This is a genomic window from Planococcus salinarum (genome assembly GCF_007004625.1).
Taxonomy (GTDB): Bacteria; Bacillota; Bacilli; order Bacillales_A; family Planococcaceae; genus Planococcus; species Planococcus salinarum.
Map to the genome: position 1 here is coordinate 1 of NZ_VIFV01000063.1, position 1491 is coordinate 1491.

The window sequence follows — 1491 nt, forward strand, 5'->3', positions numbered from 1 at the left end:
GCCGCCCGCTTCCTTCAGATTCCACGTCGCCGTGGACACCCTTGCGCTTGGCTAACTGTTACTTCTGCCTTCACAGTTCGGGACTCGCACCCTATAGATTACGCCCATGCCGGGCACACCAAAAAAACGCCATGCATTTTTATGCATGACGTTTCTTTTTTTGATGACCCCTACGGGATTCGAACCCGTGTTACCGCCGTGAAAGGGCGGTGTCTTAACCGCTTGACCAAGGGGCCTTATACTGGCGGAGAAGGAGGGATTTGAACCCTCGCGCCGGTTGCCCGACCTACACCCTTAGCAGGGGCGCCTCTTCAGCCACTTGAGTACTTCCCCAGTATGGCTCCGAAGGTAGGACTCGAACCTACGACCATCGCATTAACAGTGCGGTGCTCTACCACTGAGCTACTTCGGAATGGTGGGCCTAAATGGACTCGAACCATCGACCTCACGCTTATCAGGCGTGCGCTCTAACCAGCTGAGCTATAGGCCCATTATGTAATAGATAATAATGGAGCGGGTGGGGGGAATCGAACCCCCATCATCAGCTTGGAAGGCTGAGGTTTTACCACTAAACTACACCCGCAACAAATGGTGGGTCAGGACGGAATCGAACCGCCGACACTTAGAGCTTCAATCTAATGCTCTACCGACTGAGCTACTGACCCACATTGGTTAATAAAAAATGGCGGTCCCGACCGGGATCGAACCGGCGATCTCCTGCGTGACAGGCAGGCATGTTAACCGCTACACCACGGGACCATTTGGTTGCGGGGGCAGGATTTGAACCTGCGACCTCCGGGTTATGAGCCCGACGAGCTACCGAACTGCTCTACCCCGCGATAATAGTATATAGTATGTTCATTCATACTCATTGTTCCGGTAGTGGACACCTGCATCGCCTTTGGCTGCTTCGGTGTTACTCACCGTCTTCGTGCGGTTCGTTGCTCTACCCCGCGATAATAATATATACGAAGATTTTTTATACTCGCTGCTTATCGCTGATGACACCTGCATCGCCTTCGGCTGCTTCGGTGTTACTTCGCCGTCTTCGTACGGCTCGTTGCTCTACCCCGCGATAACATTACAGTTAATTTGTCCACACATTCTTCAAAAAATATGGAGGAGGAAGAGGGATTCGAACCCCCGCGGGATTTGACTCCCCTGTCGGTTTTCAAGACCGATCCCTTCAGCCAAACTTGGGTATTCCTCCGAGATAATATACAATGGTGGACCTTGCAGGACTCGAACCTGCGACCGGACGGTTATGAGCCGTCTGCTCTAACCAACTGAGCTAAAGGTCCTAAAAAAGTGGCGGCAGAGGGGATCGAACCCCCGACCTCACGGGTATGAACCGTACGCTCTAGCCAGCTGAGCTACGCCGCCTGGATCTTTATAAAAATTGGTGGAGCCTAGCGGGATCGAACCGCTGACCTCCTGCGTGCAAGGCAGGCGCTCTCCCAGCTGAGCTAAGGCCCCGTGAAAATGGTCGGG

12 tRNA genes are annotated in these 1491 nt (G+C 53.5%); all 12 read right to left on the minus strand.

The annotated features are described in order from the left end of the window. Positions 1-164: 164 nt before the first annotated feature. The 12 genes from DIJ65_RS16075 to DIJ65_RS16130 all read right to left on the minus strand — a co-directional run bounded on the left by DIJ65_RS16075 (position 165) and on the right by DIJ65_RS16130 (position 1476). Positions 165-236: transfer RNA gene (locus tag DIJ65_RS16075), tRNA-Glu, on the minus strand. A 6-nt stretch (positions 237-242) separates the two neighbouring features. Then, a tRNA-Ser gene (locus tag DIJ65_RS16080) sits at positions 243-333 on the minus strand. Between the two features lie 4 nt (positions 334-337). Beyond that, positions 338-412, minus strand: a tRNA-Asn gene (locus DIJ65_RS16085). 1 nt (position 413) lies between these two features. Further along, a tRNA-Ile gene (locus DIJ65_RS16090) sits at positions 414-490 on the minus strand. A gap of 19 nt (positions 491-509) precedes the next feature. Next, positions 510-583, minus strand: a tRNA-Gly gene (locus tag DIJ65_RS16095). 6 nt (positions 584-589) lie between these two features. After that, positions 590-665, minus strand: a tRNA-Phe gene (locus tag DIJ65_RS16100). Between the two features lie 18 nt (positions 666-683). Next, a tRNA-Asp gene (locus tag DIJ65_RS16105) sits at positions 684-759 on the minus strand. Between the two features lie 3 nt (positions 760-762). Then, positions 763-839, minus strand: a tRNA-Met gene (locus tag DIJ65_RS16110). 278 nt (positions 840-1117) lie between these two features. After that, positions 1118-1210, minus strand: a tRNA-Ser gene (locus DIJ65_RS16115). Positions 1211-1224: 14 nt separating this feature from the next. After that, positions 1225-1301 (minus strand) — tRNA-Ile (locus DIJ65_RS16120). Between the two features lie 8 nt (positions 1302-1309). After that, positions 1310-1383, minus strand: a tRNA-Met gene (locus DIJ65_RS16125). A gap of 17 nt (positions 1384-1400) precedes the next feature. Beyond that, a tRNA-Ala gene (locus DIJ65_RS16130) sits at positions 1401-1476 on the minus strand. Between the last annotated feature and the right edge of the window lie 15 nt (positions 1477-1491).